Consider the following 18,984-nt stretch of genomic DNA (forward strand, 5'->3'; position numbering starts at 1 on the left):
CTAACTATAATCAATCTTTTCAAACGTTGGCAAGCGGTAAGAATACGGACGTTAGTCAGAAAATAGTGCAAAAATACCTTGTCTGTTCTTGTAATTTTTTTCCAAATTGACTACTTTATGACATTTTTTGATTGGCAGTAGTGATTATGAAAAAGACAGCAACTGAAAAGACTGGCACGGGGTTTATCGATCTTATTCTTAAAAAAAATCAGAAAAAAGAATTCCTGCAGGATAGGCTTCAGGAGTCCCCGGAAGAACTGATTCCATCCATTGAGGACTTTCAAACGAAAAATGCCTCCGAGGAAACTGGAAAAACCTTAGGTGAACGGGATGAAATCCTCGAAGAGAACGAGAGCATACTATTTCACACCGACAGTGAGATTACAACGGCTGCTGCATTACCCGCCCCCACATTTTCCCCAGAACCGACAATTAAGAAAGTCGGAGGTACCGAACAGGTAAATGCTTTGACCAAAAGTGAGATGACGGACAGCAAGATGACAGCAGCGGCTGCGATATTACACAGCAAGTTCTCACTGTCAGAGCCGGCCTTTAAAAAAGTCGAAAGAACTGAAACTATAATCCCTCGAGCCACAAGCGAGATAGCGGTAAAGAGTGAAAGGACGTTGGCCTATACGGCCTCACTCACGTCAAAGAAATTAAGGGAACTCAAAAGCTTAGAGCAGCTTTATATTTCAAAAGAGAAACCAAACGATCTGCCCCGCAAGAACAGTGAGCCGCCCGCGTCGTTTTCCCAACTCACCCGGGCTGACACGGTGGACAGCACCGTAACGCCTTATTTTATTGATTCACTGACTCGAAAAAATTCGCAAATGGAACTGGTTACAGTCGATCCCTCGGCGCCAAGTTACCTGCTGTCGCGGCAGGCTTCCATCGATGAAGCAGGGTTTAAGGCGTCCATGACCACTGATTGCACACCTCCTTCGCGTAAGCCGCCTGAAGAGCCTGGCATGGAAGCAGGGCAACACCCTCAACTTATGCCAGACGCTGCCATCAGCCAGTTCATCATAAAAAAAGTGCCAGCTCCCGGGAATGAATTTAAAACCAATTTTTCACTCAATAGCTATACCTGCTGGCATGACAACACGGGCTTTGTTCGTGAAAATGTCAAGTTGTATAAACAGAAGTCCAGGCTTGAATCGATTCAGGAACTTCGCAAACTGCTTGAGCATCTACTGGAGAACAGCCTCTATAAAAATCTTAAAGCGATTGAAAAAAGTAGAATTAACCTTGATGAAGGCAGACAGCGTTCGCTGAACTGGTTGCTTCTTTTAACGGAGATTAGTGCGGTAATCCAACTTTTTGATTCTACCACGGGGAAAAAGTTTGCCGAGCCTTTACCCATAATGAATATGCATCAGTGGCTGCCAACTCAGGGATTGGCTCACGTCTTACGCCTAATCAACGTGACTGTGCATGAGATTGAGACTTACAAGATGATCATTTCTTTTTTTGCACTATTTGCCGATGAAAAGTCCAAGAAAGACATCAGGGTGTTTTTTTTAGAACAGGTCGTTCGAGATTTAAAGCAAATTGAAAAGCAGCTTTCGCAGTCTGACCTGGATAGGGGGCAATTTGCACACATTAAATATCTAACGATTGATGGTTTTAAAGAAAACTCACCGCACGGCGAAGGCTATTTGTCTCATCCTTACCCTTTTGAATTTGCTGATATACTCAACTGGCTGAATGCTCTTGAGTTGCCTAAGCTTGAAAGTGTCATTATCGATGATTTTATTGATAATCAATCTAAATCCAATTTTGCCGTGCTGGTGGGCTTTTTGCAGAAAAACAGCAGCAGCTTAAAGACTGTCATTTTGGGTAAATGCTTTTCGGAGGAGGACAGGGAGATCCTTAAAAATAAACTGCCCACAGTGAAAATTGCGCACCAGTCGGAGACTGCATCCAAAAAACAGCTGGGGTTTTTCAAGAAAGAACCAAAGCCGACGCTCAGTCCTGCGACCAGCGTACTGAAGTTTTCCTGATGGATTAACTGACGGTTTTATCCGTCACCCGGCTTTCCAGATAAGGGATAAACAAGCGTAAGGCCTGCTGGAACCAGGGCGTGAGCTGCTCTGGTTCGTCATGGACCCATTGCTTAAGATCTGTCAGCGTAATCCATTGCACGGCTTGCGCCTCGTCCTGATTAAAGGGGATGATGTCGCTCTCGTAAGTGCCCGCCAGCACGTAATCGAGTTCGTTTTCGAATAAACCATTATTAAATACCGCCACATAATGAAATTTACCCACGGTATGAAGCGTGGTTTTAATCCCCATCTCTTCATAAAGGCGGCGTTCAGCGGCTGAAACAATGCTTTCGTCTGGCGTCGGATGCGAACAGCAAGTATTGGTCCATAAACCGCCAGAATGGTATTTGCTCTGTTGACGTTGTTGTAAAAGAATTTCAAACTGGTCTTGCCGTCTTCGGTAAATAAACACGGAAAAAGCGCGGTGCAGCATGGCGTATTGATGCGCCGACAACTTGTCGATGGTTCCCAGTACTTCATCATCTGGTGTAATCAGCACCACATGAGGATTATTCATTCATTCGTCCCCGTTCACCCGATGGGTATTAAGAGTATAGACTGTGCGCCAGGCTTTTTTGAATAAAAATTAATCAAATTGATGGTGCTATGCTATAGTTAATTAGGTTAATTTATCAGAAGCGGTATTTATGGATTTTCATACCTCTGTGCCTGCCAAATGCATACTGGCCGGGGAGCATGTGATTGTTCATCGTGGTTTTGCCTTTGTCACCCCATTTAGCAATTACACGCTCACCCTGGGTTACACCAAGGACTCTGTCCGTACCATTCAAACGATTTCCACTGAGGGTGAAAACTCGCTCTCCATCATGTTGTGGCCTGTCGTCAGCCACGCACTGATGCTCGCGGAGAAAAACCCCGCGGATCTGACTGGTTTTTTTACTATTCACTCCTCAATTCCCATCGGTGCAGGCCTCGGATTCTCCGCAGCCATTTGCGTAGCCGTCGCCCGCTGGTGCCTTTATTACGGTTTAATCAGTCAGGCGGAACTCTTTGAATTTGCCATTCAGCTTGAAAACGAGTTTCATATCAAAAGCAGCGGTCTGGATATCGCCGGAGTCATGTCCAGCGGGGTGATTAAGTATTCAGCCAATCATGAAATACAACCCATTGAACCGCGCTGGAGACCCCACCTTTATGTGTCGTCTTCCGGTGAAAAAAGCATCACTGACAGCTGCGTCAAGACGGTGAATACACTGCGCAAAACCAATCCTGAATTGGCCAACCGCATTGATGAACGGATGCTTGATTCCTCCAGGGAAATCCAGATGGCTTTGGAAAGCGAAGCGACGGAAGGGGTTTTTTTGTTGGAAAGTGCCTTAAACAAAGGCAATCAATGCTTTTATGACTGGGGACTGGTTTCTGACAAACTTCATCAGCATGTTCAGGAATTAAAAAAACACGCCAGAGCCTGCAAAATTGTCGGCGCAGGGTATGGCGGTCATGTGATAAGCCTCTGGGATAAGGAACCGGATGTTCATTTGCCCTTTAAATTGCATCGTCTGTTGTAATTTTCCGATAAAAATCAATAACACTCCACGCGCGTTGTGGTCACATCCACCGGTGCGTCTTTGACAATGGTGATGGTTTGATGAGGCGGAACCACCAGGACCTGCTGGTATTGAACAAACTCGGTATTGGTGTAGTTACAGCCAGTCAGTAAAACGAAGGGTATTAAAGCCATCCATTTCATGTTGTTATTCCTTCTTCGTCATTTAGCTCAAATTGTAGTTTGATTGTTTATTGTTTGCCAATCATCCCCGCCGTTCTTCGTTTGCGTAGCCTTCGGGCTTTTTATCATTAAGATAATAAAGGAAAGCCAGTAATTGTGCGACGGCGAGATAAAGGGATGGGGGAATCTCATCGTTTAATTTGACTTTGGATAACATGGCTGTCAACTCTGGGTCTTTTTCAAGCGGGATGCCATTTTCCTGGGCGACTTTGATGATTTGCTCGGCAATGAATCCCTCGCCTTTGGCCACCACCCGCGGGGCTGATTCACCATCGTATTGCAGGGCTACGGCCTGTGGCGGTGTCTTGTTCATACTTTCAAGTCCAGTAAAGAGAAGCGGCTGCCGTCGATTTTGTTGTCTTCAAGCCCAAGGTGCAGGCCAAAGGCGCCTAAATTCAACCCCAGGTCGCTGACCAATTGCGTAAATTCATCATGATGATCTTGTAACAGATCCAGGGTGGCCGGCTTGTCAGCGTTGATGTGGATATCAATGGTATTCTGATGCAGCGTCACTGTGCCCTGCAAATCGCCGAGATCATTTAAGCTTAAGGCAAATGAAATACTGTAGCGCGGTGGTATCAGGTTGTTCTGATGTTCTTCATTAATCAGCAGAGGAATGGCTTCCTGACCATCGGGCGTTCTTATCGGTAAATCCAGCATCAGGCTGTAAGGTTGATCTGGCGTTTTCATCAAGTGAGCGTATTGACTGGTATTGATGCGGGCAAGCGCATGCTCCGTGTGTTCGCTCAGCACGGACAGGAGTTTTTCCACCGGCATGTCAGCCATGGATTGCAGGGATTTAGGCTCCAGGCGATGGTGGGGTTGCGGCACCGCACCGGGCAGTGGCAGGGAATCATTCTCGGCCATTTCATACCCTGTGATGGCCATGGGTTTGGCAGGCGGGGTAATACCCTGTTGCGCCAAGGTGTTTAACAGGCGCAGGTATTGTGCTTTCAAGTCACTGGCAAGGGCTGCCGGCGGTACGGCCGTTGGCGTAGCGGCTGCCGTCAGCAGATTGGCTTCCAGAAACAGGCCGCTTTGATTGACCGCCTGCATGATCTGTTTCGGCAATTGCGAAATGGTCGGAAGGCTTGAAAGGATGTGGTTTATCTGCTCTTTGACATTGACTGGAAGCTTCGGATGCTCCACCAGCGCATTGAGTGTGGCCAGCAGGGCCGTGGCCGGGGCCTGCCGCGGCAGGTTCTGGGCCAGGGCCGTTTGAATGGGGGAGGGCGGTGCTTTATCGCTTAACACCTGCAGAATGGTTTCTTCTCCGATTTGCAGCACCTTCACATCCAGCACTTCCCCCGGGCAAAATGGTGCGCGGTTTTGGCATTGATATTCTGGCCGTTGATCTGGATGGTGACCTGATCATCTTTCAAGGCTCCAACGACAACGCTTTTAAGGATCTGGCCGACGTACAGGTCCACGGCCGGTTTTGCAAGTTTGAGTTCTTGCACCGGATTTAAGCGTACGCTTTGCACCGCACCAATGTCAAAGGCCATAACGGCATCCTTTATCTGCGCTCACCACCAATTTTTCTTGTCTTTTCTAAAGTCATTTCACTATACTGATGCCTTTGTTATCGGCTGGAAAATCCTTTTCTTGATGGTTGTCCATGAAAAGGCGTCGTGGCTCACCAAAGCTTGGGTAACATAGGGATACTAACAAAACAGGGTGTGGAAGATGTTAGATAGAGCGAGTGTTGTCGACGAACAATTTATAAAGCGCGTTCAAAAGGGTGACTTTCCTGCTCCCCGAAGCGTATTGACTCCCTCTCAGGCCGGCATGGATAAAAAAACAAGCATTGAGATTTTCGATTCGCAGATGAAATCGCGCCTGCTTGATTTAATTGCCCGCCAGCTTAAAGAAAAGGGTTTGTCCTTTTACACTATTGGCAGCAGCGGCCATGAAGGCAATGCCGTGTTTGGCGAGGTTTTCTCACCGTCCGATATGGCGTTTCTGCACTACCGAAGCGGCGGTTTTTACCTGCAGCGGTCCAAGCAGGCGGCGGGGTGCGATGGGGTGAGGGACATTCTCCTGTCGTTGGTGGCCGCCGCAGACGATCCGATTTCAGGCGGCCGTCATAAAGTATTTGGCAGTGTTGCTTTGAATATCCCGCCGCAAACTTCGACGATTGCGTCGCACCTGCCGAAGGCACTGGGCGCGGCCTTGTCCATCACCCGTGCCAAAGAGCTCGGGATTACAGCAAATTTATCGCCGGACAGCGTCATCCTCTGCTCGTTCGGCGATGCTTCAACCAATCATGCGTCGAGTCAAACCACGTTAAATGCCTGTTCCTGGATAGCCAGTCAGAATTACCCTCTGCCCATTGTGTTCATTTGCGAAGACAATGGCATCGGCATTTCGGTGCCGACCCCTGAAAGCTGGATCGAGTCCTCAGTGAAACAGCGTCCCGGTATTCACTACCTGCATTGCGATGGTCTGAACATGGCCGATGTTTACCTGAAAGCGCGTCAGGCAGAAGCCATCGCCCGCCATAAAAAACAACCTGTTTTTTTGCACATGCGCTGCGTGCGCCTGCTGGGTCATGCCGGTTCAGACATTGAATCGCAATACCACAGCCAGAGTAAAATTGAGCTCATTGAAAGCCATGACCCGCTGCTGCACTCCGCCCGCATTTTATACGATGGCGGCTGGATGTCGCAAAAAGCCATGATTGATTTGTACCGTGATAACCGGGCTTTAATCGAAGCCAAGGCCACCGAGGCCATACGCCTGCCGCGCATGACCAGCGCCCGGCAGATCATGGCGTCGATCACGCCAAAAACGCAGGCGAAAGCCGATTTCCCCTTGCCGGATGAAACCCAACGCCTGGCGGTCTATGGTGCCGCGGCCAGTCAGTTGAAATTAAAGCGCAACCTTTGCCAACAGATTAATTTCGCGTTAACTGACTTGATGATGCAATACCCCAATATGCTGGTTTTTGGCGAGGATGTGGGTAAAAAAGGCGGCGTTTACCGGGTCACCGCTGATTTGCAGGCCCGCTTCGGTCAGCGCCGCGTCTTTGACAGCCTGTTGGATGAAACCACCATCCTGGGTACTGCCATTGGCCTCGCGCACAATGGCTTTATTCCAGTACCTGAAATTCAGTTTTTAGCTTATTTGCACAATGCCGAGGACCAGTTACGGGGTGAAGCGGCGACGCTGTCCTTTTTTTCAAGCGGCCAATACCAGAATCCCATGGTTATCCGCATCGCTTCCTTAGCCTACCAGAAAGGCTTTGGCGGTCATTTCCATAATGACAACTCCATTGCGGTGCTGCGTGATTTGCCCGGTGTCATCGTCGCTTGCCCTTCCAATGGGCCGGATGCGGCGAAAATGTTACGTACGGCCATGCGCCTGGCTTACAAGGAAGGTCGCATTGTGGTGTTCCTTGAGCCCATTGCCCTTTACATGACCAAGGATTTGCACGAAAACGGCGACAACGGCTGGCTGTTTGACTATCCCTCACCTGAACAAACCATTGAACCCGGGGAGGTCGGCGTTTATGGGCAGGGGGATACCGTCATCCTAACCTATGCCAATGGTTACTATTTATCCCGGCAGGCCGCTAAACTATTAGAAGAGCAGTACAACATTAAAACCAAAATCGTGGATTTGCGCTGGTTAAGCCCCTTGCCTGCAGCCGCCATTATCAAAGAGGTGGCGAAAGCCAAACGGGTGCTTATTGTTGATGAAGGCCGACGCAGCGCTTCCATCAGTGAGGGATTAATGACACTGTTGATGGAAGAAGCCCCCTCGCGTTTGAAAATCAAACGCATCACCGGGGAAGACTGCTTTATTCCGTTAGGTACCGCCTGGCAATACTTATTGCCCAGCCGGGATTCAATTATTGCGGCCGTTTTGGCATTGCATTCAGTAAAAAGGGAGAAAGAAGGTGGACGACTTGTTATTTCTTGACGAACAATTGCATGACGATGAGCGCATGATTCGCGACAGCGTCGCGCGTTTTGTCAACAACGATGTGATTCCCTTAATGGCTGAATCGTTCGAACACGGGCAGTTTCCCCGTCAATTGATTAAAAAATCAGCGGATTTGGGTCTGTTGGGTTTAACCCTGCCGGCGCAATATGGCGGTGCGGAAGCCTCTTATGTGGCCTATGGCATCGTTTGCCAGGAATTGGAAAAGGGCGACAGCGGTTTGCGCAGTTTTGTCTCGGTACAAAGTTCACTGTGCATGTACCCCATCTTCCGTTACGGCAATGAAGAGCAAAAAATGCGCTTTTTACCGGCCATGGCGGCCGGTGAGGTCATTGGCTGCTTTGGACTGACGGAACCCGATTCAGGCTCTGATCCAGCCAGCATGCGCACTCAGGCTAAGAAAGTGGACGGCGGTTGGCGTTTAAACGGCAGTAAAATGTGGATTACCAATGCGCCGATTGCTGACATTGCCATCGTCTGGGCCAAGACCGAGGGCGGCATTCGCGGTTTTATTGTTGAAAAAGGCAGTAAAGGCTTCAGCGCCCCGGAAATTAAACACAAGATGTCGTTAAGGGCTTCCATCACCGGCGAACTGGTGTTTGAAGACGTTTTTGTTCCCGATGAAAACTTGTTGCCGGGGACCGAAAAGGGCTTGGGCGCGGCTTTAAGCTGCCTCAGTCAGGCCCGTTACGGCATTGCCTGGGGAGCGATGGGGGCGGCCATGGCCTGCTTCAATGAAACCCGCGACTACCTGCTGGAGCGTAAGCAATTTGACCGCCCATTGGCCTCGTTCCAGTTGATTCAGAAAGACTTAGCCGCAATGTACACGGAAATTATCAAAGCCCAGTGCTTAAACCTGCAGATTGGTCGCTTGAAAGATCAGCAGCGTGAAACGCCGGTTATGATTTCACTCGCTAAAGGCAATGCCTGCCGCGAGGCGCTGAAAATAGCCCGCCAATGCCGTAATTTATTAGGCGGCAACGGGATTAGCCTTGAATACAGCGTCATCCGTCACATGCTGAATCTGGAATCCGTGTTTACCTACGAAGGAACGGATAATGTGCACACGCTGGTATTAGGCCGTCACATTACCGGCATCAATGCCTTCAGCTAATTCACTTTGTCCCACATAAACCGCAGGCAACGTCCTTTGCTTTTATGGCAAGGCGGTTGCCTGCGGCGATCCCTAAAGCATCCACTGTCCTCCTGAACCCAAGCAATTCACCCTGCGTTGACTATACTTTTACATATATTCTGGCTTGGATAGGAAGCGCCGGCTTAGGATTGACCATGAAGGGACGCAGAATGACTCACCGCATAAACCCAGGCAATTTGAAACCCCGTCGTACATGCTTAGTTCACGCAATGAAACGGCTGCGTGTTAATCTTATTGGCGTAGGGAGTTAATTATGGAAATCCAGGTGTTATTGGCCGGTGATGAAAAGAAGGAATTATTACGCATCAAAAAGCTGTTGAGTACCATCAAAAAAAGCCGTTTCCGGGTGCATGTGGTTCTTAATCCTGACAATGCGCTGGCCGAAACCCTGGGTGGCCATGTGGATGTCTGCCTGGTTGATTTTGTGACCGAGCCCCTCGATGGGTTTAATCTGGTAAGGAAGGCCATCGGCAAAGGCAGTGAGGTGCCTTTTGTTGTTTTAGCTTCCGAAGAAGACAGTACAGAAGCCAGCGATGCAGGAGCCAGTGATTGCCTTAATAAGCAGGAGCTGAACGGGCAGTTGCTCGATCGGGTTATCCGCTATACGATTGAGCGCAAAAAAAGTGAAGATCAGTTAACCAAAGTCAATCAGCAATTGCAGTATCTCGCCAATTATGACCTGTTAACGGGCCTTGCCAATCGCAATCAGTTCAACAACCAGCTTCCTTTCATCATTGAGCGGTGCATGCGGCAAAAATTATCCCTGGCCGTGCTGTTTCTTGATCTGGATGAGTTTAAGCAGATCAATGACGCCTGGGGACACAGTTACGGGGATTTGTTATTGAGGCAGGTGGCGAAGCGGCTGAGAAAAAACCTGCGTAAAGTCGATAATATTTATCGCTTGGGCGGTGATGAATTCATTGTGGTGGTTGACGGCCATATTAATGAAGATCAGGTGTCGCATCTAGCTGATAAAATCATTGCCATTCTGTCAGAACCTTTCATCCTTAATGAGTACAAATGCCAGATGTCGACCAGCATAGGCATCAGCTTTGCCAACTTTGATTCCATGCGTCCGTCGGAGCAATTAAGTAAAGAAGCCGACATCGCCATGTACAATGCAAAAAAGAATGGCCGTAACACCTACCAATTTTACCGTGCGGAATACGTCGATGACGTCCTGCGTTACACTCATTTAACACTCGATTTGTACGAAGCCCTGTCCAATAATCAGTTCAGGTTGCAGTACCAGCCTTTAATCAGCCTGGATGGCGATGTCATGATGGGTGTTGAAGCGCTCCTGCGTTGGTATCATCCGCAATGGGGCAATATTCCACCCAAGGTGTTTATTCCGCTGGCTGAGAAAAACGGCTTGATTAATCCCATTGGCGAATGGGTCATGCGCGAGGCCTGCATGCAAAGTCGACAGTGGCAGGAAGAAGGCTATGCCCCCCTGCACATGGCAATCAACATTGCCATCAGTCAATTGCAGCACCCTCATTTTGTTGACACCATGAAAAATATTATCCAGGAAACGCAGGTCGATCCCTCCCGACTGGAACTGGAAATTTCGGAATCATCGATCACCACCAATTTCCATGAGTGCGCGCAAAAGATGAGTGAATTAAAGGAGATAGGGGTGCACTTTGTGATCGATGATTTTGGCACCGGGTATTCCAATCTCGGTTATTTAAAACATTTTCCCTTCGACAAACTTAAAATTGACAAATTGTTTATTGATGAAATTACCTCTAATAACAATGAACAATACATTGTCGAAGCCATCATTAATCTGGCTAAACAAATGAACCTGGAGGTTCTTGCCGAAGGGGTGGAAACCCGGGAGCAGTTAAACTACCTGCGCAAACATCACAGTGATCAGGTTCAGGGCTTTTATTACAGCGAACCGCTGGATGTTGATGTGTGTACGCGGTTACTGGCCAAGGGTAACAAATGGAACCCTTTGATAAAGAAAAACAGCCACAAAGTCTATAATAAATTGAGGTAGCGGAGAAAATCGATGAGTAATCTTGAAAAAGAAACCGTGGATACCCTGGTTAAACCGGAGCCGGATTTTGGCGATGAACTCTCACTGGAAGACTCGTCCAATGAATCAAACCAGAACCAGTTTATCAGCGGTGACGAAGTGGATTTGTTGGGCGATGGCGTCCCGGGCTATGAAACCACCGGTGAAAGTGATCCGCTCGATCAGATTGGCAATGATATCCTGGTCAATAGTCCCAAATCGTAGCCAGAACCTGAACCCGTCAAATCCTGTTAAATAATTTTTGCCAATCCCTTGAAAAACAGACCGTAACCCCTATGTTTAATATCACCCCTTCTTAAACTTTCAGGAGAAAATGATGAACATACGTAGTTATTATCCCTTGCAAAAAGATTTAAGTAATATTTTTGACCATTTCTTTCGCGATAATGGTGCAGACTCTTCGTTTGTAGACACAGGCACCTGGGCTCCGGCTGTTGATATCAAAGAAGAAAAGGAAAAATTCCTGGTGGTGGCGGATATCCCTGGCGTTAATAAGGATGATATCCATATTGCTCTCGAAAATAACGTGCTGACCATCAGCGGTGAAAGAAAATTTGAAAGCAAGGAAGAGAAGAATGGTTATTCCCGGGTAGAGCGCGTGCAGGGCCAGTTTTACCGCCGATTCAGCCTGCCGCAAACGGCCGATGAGTCACAAATCAGTGCCACCTACAAGCACGGCGTTCTGGAAATTTCCATCCCTAAAAAGCCCATGGCTGTACAAAAGAAAATTGAAGTCAAAACTGAGGAATAAATGCTTGCTAACCCGGACACGGCCTAATGGCCTATCCGGGTTACGCGTGATACTTATTTCTACAGCGGCCCATTCCCATCATTGAATGAGCAGAGGCTTTTGTTCCTCTCTGTTTTCCTCTTTGTCATGAACAAAGTGAGTTTTAGTGAATAAATCCTGTAATTGGTTGCAATACGCTTTGTTGTGCAGGGAAAACGCTTCATCCGCCATCAGTGTATAAAGCGACTGTACCCCCTGATGACGCCCTTTACCAAAAAAATGAGACTTTGACCAATGGCTGTCTTTGCGCGATGCGGCGATTTCGCGCATTTTCAGGCTAAGCATCGATAATTTTTCCGTTTCGGGCCATGCCTTTTTTTGCAGTTTTTTTATTTCCGCCATGATTTCTTTCACCCCGGCGCTGTTGGTTCCAGTGCAGTGCTGCTGCAACAGCTTTTCCCAGGTTTCCAGTTGCGGTAAGGTTTCTTGGGGGTGCATCACGGCGGGCGAACTGTCGAACCCGGTCTGTAATTGATCCTTTAACTGTTGGTTTTGCGCTGCTAACTCTTTATTGTTCTGTTTCAGGGTGGCTATCGCTTTGTCTGACTGTTGCTGGGTTTGTTGCAGGTTTTTTAATTGATTTAACAGGTTTTTTATCCAGGCAATGAACGACATTTTTTGCGGGTTATTCTGAGATGTCATCAAAGATTGGGCGTTTGCCAGCTCAGAGGCTTTGTCGATCAGGGCTTTGTTTTCCTGGGCGAGTTTGTCGCATTTCACCTTTAAGTCTTCCAGGGGTTGTTTCAGCGGCAAGGGAGGTGTCTTATGCACCAGTTTTTCAATTTCAGCCTGTTGCTCTTTGATTTGTTTACGCAAGTTTTCCTGTTCAGCCAGGGAAGCCTCGTACTGTTGTTTAAACTGTTGCACTTTCAGTTTTTCGTAACTGGCCTGCCAGTGTTCACCATAAGCGCGAATGTAATCCTCAAGGGTGGCGTTTGTTCCAAGCGGCTCTTTCAAGAGGGCACGGATGAAAACGCTGAGTTCCTCATGCCTTTGCTGCAAGCGCTGGTATTTTTCCAAAAGCGCCTGGTAATGAGCCTGGGTTTCCAGACGGACATTTTCTACGGCAAGGCAGGACTGAAAAATCTGTAAATCCTTATCCATCTGTGCCGTTTGCGCCTGTAGCTTCGAGCTGATTGGCTTTTTAAATGGGGGGACCGATTTGGGAATCAAATTTAAAAGGGCATCCCGTGCACCTTTTAAGCCCTTTTGCATGCTGCTCCACTGTAAATCAGTCCCGGAAGTGGTTTTTTTATGGGCCTCCGCTTCTTCAAAAAGAACAATATAGGGCGTGGTTAGAAAATCAATCACTTTAATGGCGGACGCAAGGAAATCATCTAACTGTTTATTCTTGGCAACCAAGGGCTCAAGGTCAGCGAATAAAATGGTACGAAGGAAAGCACAATGAGCATCGCTTGCACTTCTTTCTTCCGTGCAGAAGCTCTTTAGATAGACTGAGGCGCTGGCTTCCTGCCGGTAGGGGCCGAGCAGCGCATTCAAAGCGTTATTATCGGCCACAGTCCAGGTCATCAACCCTTCTTTTTTAAGGTAGCGAAAGTAGGCACCGGAAAGGGCCAGGGCGTTCGAGTTTTCACTGCTGATGTATTGCAGAATTTTAGTGGAAACCTGCGAAAAAAGCTGGGTGTATTCTGGTTTGTTATCTTTCAGTGCTTTGGGTTTGCTAATTTCAATTATAAATTCGCTGATATTAATTAAAAAAGCAGACAACTCACTGGGGGATGAAGCCCAGGTACGGCGTTGGAGCGGAGTTAATTGAATTGGCATAAGGATCCCTCGGTTACCTGTCAATTTAATGGACTCCATCATACCCGAGTTTGTTAATGCTTAAAAAGGCTAACGCCAAAAAATAGCGCCGTTGACTATACTCAATTACATCCAACCACAAGGAGGTAAAAATGAACCAACCGCAGACAGGGGAGTTTTGCTGGAATGAACTGGCTGTCGCTGACAAAGAGGCGGCTCAATCGTTTTATGGTCAATTGTTGGGCTGGACATTCACTGATCATGACCTGGGCGAGTTCACCTACACGATGATAAAAAACCGTGATCAGGAGTTTGGCGGCCTCTGGCAAATCCCTAATGACCGGCAAAAGGAGATTCCGCCGCACTGGATGGGGTATATTCTGGTGGATGACCTTGAAAAGACCTTGGCTAAGGCGGAAAAACTGGGTGCACAGGTCATCATGCCCATTACCCAGGCAGGTGAGATGGGTCGTTTTATTATCCTTAGGGATCCTGCCGGCGCCAACATTGCATTCTGGCAATCGGGCACGAAATAAAGTGGAATAACAATGCCCGCATGACCCGCGGGCATTTAACGACGAGAGGCTTGTTATTTCTCGCCGGTCACGGTATTATTGCCATCCAGTTCGGGGCGTAGCGCAGCCTGGTAGCGTACTAGCATGGGGTGCTAGTGGTCGAAGGTTCAAATCCTTCCGTCCCGACCAAGCCCAGTAAGGGCTTTAAGAGTTTCCCTCCCTCCTCAAAAGATTTTAATGGGCACTTTAGTGGGTACTTAGAAAATCAGATCTTCACAAATGCATAATGATTAATTAAATAATAATATGTCCCCGGAATATAAAAGAAAGCGGGTCTTTCCCAATTACGGGGGCACTCAATCAACAGCATAGTACTCTAACTCTGGTTCTATAATTTTCAAAGTTTTTAAAGCCATAGGCTCGTCTTTGAATCAATTTCATTTTTCTATGGAAGCCTTCGGTAATGCCGTTAGACTTGCTGAATCGCCACATTCTCACGATCTCTTCTTTCCAAGAATCTAAGGTTTTACCAAGAGCGCATAATGATTTGAAAGCGCTGTTTTTTAGTGAGTTGAGCATGTCCAGGAATTGAGGGATGAGCTGACGACAGCGAGGCTTATCTAATGTTTTCTTCATTAATATTTCATAAAGACTTTGTTGAAAATGATAGATGGATTCAATAGCGGGATTCTCTTTAAAGAAAGCGTCTCTGGTAATGAGTTGCTGAATGGTTAATTTGTCGGGTTTCTTGCGAAGTAGAGCTAATAGGCCGCGATTACTTTTTATTTTTGTTGATAGTTCCCGATAGGTTAGCATGCATTGATGCTGTAATAGTCGTATGACATGGAATCGGTCTGCGACTATTTTGGCATTGGGAAAGTATTTTTTAACTATGGAACGATAGGTGCTACTTAGGTCCATACAAATGACTTTAACTCTTTCTTTTCCCGGGAGAGAAGACAGATAGCTTTTGAGCGTACTCTCGCTCCTGCCTTTTACAATATCGAATATTTTTCTTTTTTTTAAATCACACAAGGTTGTTGCAAATCCTTGCTTACGACTAAAGAAATGTTCGTCTATCCCAAGGACTGTAGGACATAATGCATTGCTTAGCTCTTTATGTTGCTCTTGGTATTGTTTTTGATACCAACGCTCAATTGTGGCCTTACCTTTTTTGAATTGCTCAGCCAAATCTTTTTGCGAAACACCCCGCGTATGCTCATGAAAGACAGCGGCTTGGAGCCGCCATGTTGAACGTTGATGCTTATTAATTCCAGGGAACTGTTGATTGCCATAACGCTTACAGGTGTGGCAATACAATTTATAAGCCTTAAAACTTAAGATACTTCTTCGATGCCCTATAAGTTCATGATGAACTTTTCTCATATAAGAAGCTTTTTTACGAACTACCTTACTTTTGCAATGACCACAACGAGGAAGTCGATTATAAGAAAGTTCTAACCACAATGGTTGATAACCTTTCACTTTCCTTATAGAAAATCCGGGTAAATTTAGGATAAGATCATACTTCGGCACTTTAATCTCCTTTTGATCGTCAAATCAAGGAGTTAGATTACTCTAACTTAGATTAAAGTGCCCCCTTAAATGAGAAAGAGCCAAGAAAGCCTGCGAATCAAGATGAAATCAAACTGTACTGCTTGGTCGGGGAGGCTTTATGCATGGTTCAGCATTTAGAAGATGCACTTAGTCATTCAATCACATTAAAAAGGGATGTGAAAAAACCTTATAGTATGCCTTTAATAAAAGCCAATGAGCTTTTAGAAGGATATCGCTTTTATACCCTTGGGAGAGCTATCAGTCTTGCTAAAAAAGAGGGTATATACACTGAGTCACTGCTGCAAAATTTAGAGATTTTTTTATCGGAAAGGAATTGGTTAGTGCATAAATGCATGCCTCAAAACAGGGAGGATGTGTACTTTGAAACTAGCAAGAATAGGCTCTTTCATAAGATTAAGGGTATTACCGAACAGGCTCAAATTCTTCTACAGTTTATAGAGGCAGATCTTATTGATTTTTCATCATCAAATGGTCTCGATATGTCGGGTATTAAGGCAGTAATGCAGAAGTATTATGAATAAAGCAATACATACATTGATTTTAAATCCCTTGGACAAATGAAAAATTTGAAATCAAAAGTGGCAAAAATAAATTTTTCAAGAATTATTATAAGCAAAAAAACAGGCGATTGCCTGTCTTTAAAAGATCTAGATTGCGGGACTATTGAGCTGGAGAGTTCAATTCGTTAGTGATGTTCATATGCTGATTGATCCATTGCTGGATCACTTCAAAGTGCCAGGATAAAAGTGAACCGTTTAATTTAATCGGTTTGGGGAATTTTCCAGTTAACCACCATCGTCGAAGAGTGATTCGGTTGACCCCGATGATTTGTTCGATATCACCCATAAATAAAATTTGTTGTTTGAATTCGGTCTGCAGCATAATTAACTCCTAGCCTGATATTCTTATATTTCCATTTATCAAAATGCTCGATTCGTGCATTGATTTAATCATAACGAGTAGTTCCATGCAATATGTTTTCTATAATTGTTTTGTTATTGTTTTTTTAAATAAAAAATGAATTTTCAAAAGACGCTATACCTTTGATCATTTTGTTTATACAATTCGCCATAGGAGTAATATTTACAGAGGAATTAGGGATGAATTTACTAGATGCAGTAGAAAAATCGGTAGGTAATGAGTATTTTAATGACGGTGAGCACTCAGAAATGTGTTTGGATTTGCAAAAAATAGATACCAATCTATCACTTTTATTAAATCTACTTCATCAGCCCAATGCCAATAAAATTGTAAATATAAAATAATTAATGCACACACTTATTGTTGTAGGGTCTGGAATAAAGTCAATTGCTCATTTGACGGAAGAGACTAAACGAGTTATTCAAAGAGCGGATAAGGTTCTATATTTAGTTAATGAAGACAGCCTGAAAGAATGGATTGTTCGTGAGACTAAAGAATCTGAGTCGTTAGAGTCTATTTATTTTAATTCTGATAAACGAGTTGATGCTTATCACAATATCACCACCCATATAATTAGCGAGTATCAACGGATTAAAAATCTTTGCGTAGTTTTTTATGGACATCCTACAGTTTTTGCTGAATCTGCCTTGAGTGCGGTAAAAAAAATCAGAGCTGAGAACGGAAATGCAGTAATATTGCCAGCAGTATCCTCTATGGATTGTCTCTTTTCAGATTTACAAGTTGATCCCGGGGATCAAGGTTGTTTTGCTATTGATGCAACAGAGTTGCTAATTTATGAAAGGCGAATAGATGTATATGCGCACATCATTCTTTGGCAAATTTCCAATCTGGGTATGCATGACACAAAGCAAACTCAAAAACTAAATATTCTTTGTGATTACCTACGAACTTATTATCTTGATGAACAGCTGGTGTGTATTTATGAGGCAGCCATTCTGCCTACGCAAAAACCAAGAATTGAATGGATTAAACTGCGAGAATTAAAACAAGCCGTGGTTACCGCAGTTTCAACTCTATATATACCCCCTATAACAAAGCAAGGTGTTAGTCAAAAATATCTGGATCTTTTGGAAATGGATGCTCAGAATTTTAAGCTATCTAACAAGTCGCACACATCCTCTAAATAATTTGGCATCACTGGAAAAGCTGGTGACGTTATTACAATGTGAGAAAGCAAACCGTTTATCAGACTCTAACAGTTCTAATGGATTTTTTATGGTTTGTTTTCCTGTTGATTTGTAATGGTAAAATGAAAATTCGGTTTCCATGCTCACATGATACAGGGAGCTACCGAAGGCATCACCATTCTCTTCTGTAAATTCCTCTTGATAGGCAAGTAAAACATTTTTCAGGGTTTCCAGTTCAGTTAATGTGCTGTTACTTTGGTTCGTTTTAAAGGTATTTATTTTGGCAAAAGGGCATTGTAATGGATAATAAACGCTGTCATTTTTTTCACTCAAAGAAGAGGGAACCATTAGCGTAGGAGTATATTCAAGACCATAGCATTGATTATAAATTTTTTGGATAGCTTGAACTGGGAAATATTGGTCATCAATAGCCGGTTTAACTCCGATGCCTGATCCCATACAAATATTAAAGATATACTTCGCTGTATCCATAATAAAAGGAGTGGGTCTAAACCGATTAACTTTTTTTGCGCTTAAAAACAGATCGTTACAAGAAGCATCATAAGTATTTTGGGTGATTTTTTTTCTCAACGACTCTGAAAAATAGAGTTTTAACTTAAGCCATTTATCATTGTTTTGGACTTCTTTAATAAACTGTTCTGAAAAATAAAGAATTTGGCTATACCAATTAGGTTGAGTATTCTTATCCTGCAGAATTTCTTTGAATATTTGGTAGTGCTCATAAGGTGATTTAGGTGCGGAAACAGATACATTAAAATGTTTTTGAATTCTTACGTGTTTTCTTTGGCAACCAATATTTGGTAACAAGAATGATGATAATGCACCGGAAGATACCGATAACACGTTGTTATCAATAGTTTTGTCTTCATCAAATACAACTTGCATATTGAAAATAGCGCCCGGACCTTGTACACAGTCAGGAAATATACGCTCATTTTCTCCAAAGTAATGCCATTCACAGTATTTATCCAGGATCATGCCTAAAGGCAGGCTATTTTTACCATAGCCTAAGTGCTTAAAAAGATCGTTGTCAGTATGCTTGCTATCAATTTTTTCCAATTTGCCCGAAGCAGTTGGTAAGTAAGCATGATTTTTAACACCAAAATGTTCACCGAACTCATATTTGGCAAGAAAAAATGGGATTCCATCATCAGGGGTAATTTGCTCAATTACTTGGTATATAGAGGGGTTGATTGTTTTTACTTTGTGCTTGATTTCTTCCCATGAAACTTTTTGAATGCTGTTCATTCCTAAACACCTTATAAATCAATGCACTTACAATTATCTCAATTTATAAAAAT

General features: G+C 44.9%; 20 protein-coding genes and 1 tRNA gene. 12 read left to right on the top strand and 9 right to left on the bottom strand.

Annotated features, from left to right (window positions below; all coding sequences use genetic code 11):
- Nucleotides 1-146: 146 nt before the first annotated feature.
- Nucleotides 147-2,006, top strand: a complete 1,860-nt coding sequence (locus tag DYE45_RS02140) for a hypothetical protein (protein WP_108293140.1) — start codon at nt 147-149, stop codon at nt 2,004-2,006.
- A gap of 4 nt (nt 2,007-2,010) precedes the next feature.
- On the opposite strand, the gene idi is transcribed toward DYE45_RS02140, so the two are convergent.
- On the bottom strand, nt 2,011-2,565 hold the full coding sequence (idi, locus tag DYE45_RS02145) for an isopentenyl-diphosphate Delta-isomerase (RefSeq protein ID WP_115300316.1): 555 nt from the start codon (nt 2,563-2,565) through the stop codon (nt 2,011-2,013).
- Nucleotides 2,566-2,695: 130 nt separating this feature from the next.
- Here idi and DYE45_RS02150 point away from each other — a divergent pair, with 130 nt between their 5' ends.
- Nucleotides 2,696-3,577, top strand: a complete 882-nt coding sequence (locus DYE45_RS02150) for a mevalonate kinase family protein (RefSeq protein WP_115300317.1) — start codon at nt 2,696-2,698, stop codon at nt 3,575-3,577.
- Nucleotides 3,578-3,591: 14 nt separating this feature from the next.
- Here DYE45_RS02150 and DYE45_RS14625 read toward each other — a convergent pair whose 3' ends face one another.
- The 4 genes from DYE45_RS14625 to DYE45_RS02165 form a co-directional block, all read right to left on the bottom strand.
- Entirely contained in the window at nt 3,592-3,759 is a 168-nt protein-coding gene (locus DYE45_RS14625; RefSeq protein WP_160160658.1) for a hypothetical protein, read from the bottom strand.
- Nucleotides 3,760-3,820: 61 nt separating this feature from the next.
- Entirely contained in the window at nt 3,821-4,111 is a 291-nt protein-coding gene (locus DYE45_RS02155; protein WP_108293134.1) for an EscU/YscU/HrcU family type III secretion system export apparatus switch protein, read from the bottom strand.
- A complete protein-coding gene (gene fliK, locus DYE45_RS02160; RefSeq protein ID WP_115300318.1) occupies nt 4,108-5,085 on the bottom strand; it encodes a flagellar hook-length control protein FliK in 978 nt (325 codons plus the stop codon). Before fliK ends, DYE45_RS02155 begins: the two co-directional genes overlap by 4 nt.
- A gap of 2 nt (nt 5,086-5,087) precedes the next feature.
- Nucleotides 5,088-5,303 carry a TP0910 N-terminal domain-containing protein gene (locus DYE45_RS02165; protein ID WP_115300319.1) on the bottom strand — a complete coding sequence of 72 codons (216 nt, stop codon included), beginning with the start codon at nt 5,301-5,303 and terminating at the stop codon, nt 5,088-5,090.
- A gap of 181 nt (nt 5,304-5,484) precedes the next feature.
- On the opposite strand from DYE45_RS02165, the gene DYE45_RS02170 reads away from it, so the two are divergent.
- The 5 genes from DYE45_RS02170 to DYE45_RS02190 all read left to right on the top strand — a co-directional run bounded on the left by DYE45_RS02170 (nt 5,485) and on the right by DYE45_RS02190 (nt 11,697).
- A complete protein-coding gene (locus tag DYE45_RS02170; protein WP_108293130.1) occupies nt 5,485-7,722 on the top strand; it encodes a dehydrogenase E1 component subunit alpha/beta in 2,238 nt (745 codons plus the stop codon).
- Nucleotides 7,700-8,857: an acyl-CoA dehydrogenase family protein gene (locus DYE45_RS02175; protein ID WP_108293128.1), complete on the top strand. Its 1,158-nt coding sequence runs from the start codon at nt 7,700-7,702 to the stop codon at nt 8,855-8,857. Before DYE45_RS02170 ends, DYE45_RS02175 begins: the two co-directional genes overlap by 23 nt.
- A 295-nt stretch (nt 8,858-9,152) precedes the next feature.
- On the top strand, nt 9,153-10,907 hold the full coding sequence (locus DYE45_RS02180) for a GGDEF/EAL domain-containing response regulator (RefSeq protein ID WP_108293126.1): 1,755 nt from the start codon (nt 9,153-9,155) through the stop codon (nt 10,905-10,907).
- A 12-nt stretch (nt 10,908-10,919) separates the two neighbouring features.
- Nucleotides 10,920-11,150, top strand: a complete 231-nt coding sequence (locus tag DYE45_RS02185; protein WP_108293124.1) for a hypothetical protein — start codon at nt 10,920-10,922, stop codon at nt 11,148-11,150.
- 112 nt (nt 11,151-11,262) lie between these two features.
- Entirely contained in the window at nt 11,263-11,697 is a 435-nt protein-coding gene (locus DYE45_RS02190) for an Hsp20/alpha crystallin family protein (RefSeq protein WP_108293122.1), read from the top strand.
- Nucleotides 11,698-11,775: 78 nt separating this feature from the next.
- Here the strand turns inward: DYE45_RS02190 and DYE45_RS02195 are convergent, their stop codons facing one another.
- Complete coding sequence (locus DYE45_RS02195; protein WP_115300320.1) at nt 11,776-13,521, bottom strand: AAA family ATPase; 1,746 nt, start codon at nt 13,519-13,521, stop codon at nt 11,776-11,778.
- A gap of 131 nt (nt 13,522-13,652) precedes the next feature.
- On the opposite strand from DYE45_RS02195, the gene DYE45_RS02200 reads away from it, so the two are divergent.
- Nucleotides 13,653-14,036, top strand: a complete 384-nt coding sequence (locus tag DYE45_RS02200; RefSeq protein ID WP_108293118.1) for a VOC family protein — start codon at nt 13,653-13,655, stop codon at nt 14,034-14,036.
- A 91-nt stretch (nt 14,037-14,127) separates the two neighbouring features.
- A tRNA-Pro gene (locus tag DYE45_RS02205) sits at nt 14,128-14,204 on the top strand.
- Nucleotides 14,205-14,375: 171 nt separating this feature from the next.
- On the opposite strand, the gene DYE45_RS02210 is transcribed toward DYE45_RS02205, so the two are convergent.
- Complete coding sequence (locus DYE45_RS02210; RefSeq protein ID WP_115300265.1) at nt 14,376-15,551, bottom strand: ISL3 family transposase; 1,176 nt, start codon at nt 15,549-15,551, stop codon at nt 14,376-14,378.
- Nucleotides 15,552-15,694: 143 nt separating this feature from the next.
- Here DYE45_RS02210 and DYE45_RS02215 point away from each other — a divergent pair, with 143 nt between their 5' ends.
- Nucleotides 15,695-16,114, top strand: coding sequence for a hypothetical protein (locus DYE45_RS02215; protein WP_115300321.1), 420 nt, complete (start codon nt 15,695-15,697; stop codon nt 16,112-16,114).
- 139 nt (nt 16,115-16,253) lie between these two features.
- On the opposite strand, the gene DYE45_RS02220 is transcribed toward DYE45_RS02215, so the two are convergent.
- The gene (locus DYE45_RS02220; RefSeq protein ID WP_045096288.1) at nt 16,254-16,475 is read right to left on the bottom strand and encodes a helix-turn-helix transcriptional regulator; all 222 of its coding nucleotides are present in this window, start codon (nt 16,473-16,475) and stop codon (nt 16,254-16,256) included.
- 218 nt (nt 16,476-16,693) lie between these two features.
- On the opposite strand from DYE45_RS02220, the gene DYE45_RS14630 reads away from it, so the two are divergent.
- Nucleotides 16,694-16,858, top strand: a complete 165-nt coding sequence (locus DYE45_RS14630; RefSeq protein WP_160160659.1) for a hypothetical protein — start codon at nt 16,694-16,696, stop codon at nt 16,856-16,858.
- A 3-nt stretch (nt 16,859-16,861) separates the two neighbouring features.
- Nucleotides 16,862-17,662 (top strand): SAM-dependent methyltransferase, encoded by an 801-nt coding sequence (locus DYE45_RS02225; RefSeq protein WP_115300322.1) that lies wholly within the window; start codon nt 16,862-16,864, stop codon nt 17,660-17,662.
- Here the strand turns inward: DYE45_RS02225 and DYE45_RS02230 are convergent.
- Nucleotides 17,630-18,931: a hypothetical protein gene (locus tag DYE45_RS02230; RefSeq protein ID WP_115300323.1), complete on the bottom strand. Its 1,302-nt coding sequence runs from the start codon at nt 18,929-18,931 to the stop codon at nt 17,630-17,632. The two genes, DYE45_RS02225 and DYE45_RS02230, sit on opposite strands and share 33 nt — an antisense overlap.
- Between the last annotated feature and the right edge of the window lie 53 nt (nt 18,932-18,984).

It is taken from the genome of Legionella taurinensis (assembly GCF_900452865.1).
GTDB lineage: Bacteria > Pseudomonadota > Gammaproteobacteria > Legionellales > Legionellaceae > Legionella_C > Legionella_C taurinensis.